1 protein-coding gene is annotated in these 1,129 nt (G+C 69.7%); it reads right to left on the minus strand.

The features are described 5' to 3' along the window. Nucleotides 1–40: 40 nt before the first annotated feature. Entirely contained in the window at nucleotides 41–1,048 is a 1,008-nt protein-coding gene (locus ACIBBH_RS42550; protein WP_399414377.1) for an IS30 family transposase, read from the minus strand. Nucleotides 1,049–1,129 lie beyond the last annotated feature (81 nt).

Genomic DNA, 1,129 nt, shown 5'->3' on the forward strand with positions numbered 1-1,129 from the left:
GGCGGATTCTAGGGATCGTCGCAACACATGATCGGTTGTGTCAGACGGCGAGCAGTTTATGCAGTCGCTCGGCTGGGGTTTCCCAGCCGAGCGTTTTGCGTGGGCGGCCGTTGAGCTGGGCGGCGACGGCGTCCAGGTGTTCGCGGCTGTGGACGGACAGGTCGGTGCCCTTCGGGAAGTACTGCCGCAGCAGGCCGTTGGTGTTTTCGTTGGAGCCGCGCTGCCAGGGGCTTGCCGGGTCGCAGAAGTAGACCGGGACGTCCGTGGCGATGGTGAAGCTGTGGTGGGCGGCCATTTCGGAGCCCTGGTCCCAGGTCAGGGACCGTTTGAGGTGCGGGGGCAGCCTGTGTGCGGCCTCCGTCAGGGCGTCCCGGACGCTGGCCGCGGTGTGGTCGGCGGGCAGGTGGAGGAGCATCACGTAGCGGGTGCTGCGTTCGACGAGGGTGCCGATCGCCGAGCCGCTGTTCTTGCCGATGATGAGGTCGCCTTCCCAGTGGCCGGGCACGGCTCGGTCGTTCGCTTCGGCCGGGCGGTCGCTGATCATGACCATGGGGTCGGTGAAGCGCGGCTGTCGGCAGCCGGCCTGGCGGTGGGGCTTGCGACGGGCGCGTCCGGTGCGCAGAGCGCCGGCCAGCTCCCGGCGCAGTGCTCCGCGTCCTTGCACGTAGAGCGCCTGGTAGACGGTTTCGTGGACCACGTGCATCTCCGGCCGGTCGGGGAACTGTCTGCGCAGAGCGTGACAGATCTGTTCCGGGCTCCACCGCTCGTCCAGTCCTGCCTGGACGGCGGCCCGCAGTTCGGGGTTCTGGCTGATCTTCCGGGGCTTGGGACGGGGACGGCGGTCGTCCGCGCGGGCCTGGGCGGCGAAGGGGCGGTACTGGCCGTTGACGGGATGCCGGTTGCGGCGGATCTCCCGGCTGACGGTGGAGGGGCTGCGGCCCAGTTCGGCGGCGATCGCGCGGACTGTCGCCTTCTCCAGGAGCCGGTCAGCGATGTAGATCCGGTCGGCTTCGCGCAGGTACCGGGACGCTCCAGAAGGCGGCACCACCGGTCTGGCCGGTGGTGCCGCCTTCTGCCGGCCGGAGGGGTTCCGGCCGTTACGCCATCGCTTTCCCGTGCGGAGGTTGAT

The organism is Streptomyces sp. NPDC051636, assembly GCF_044453765.1.
Classification (GTDB): domain Bacteria; phylum Actinomycetota; class Actinomycetes; order Streptomycetales; family Streptomycetaceae; genus Streptomyces.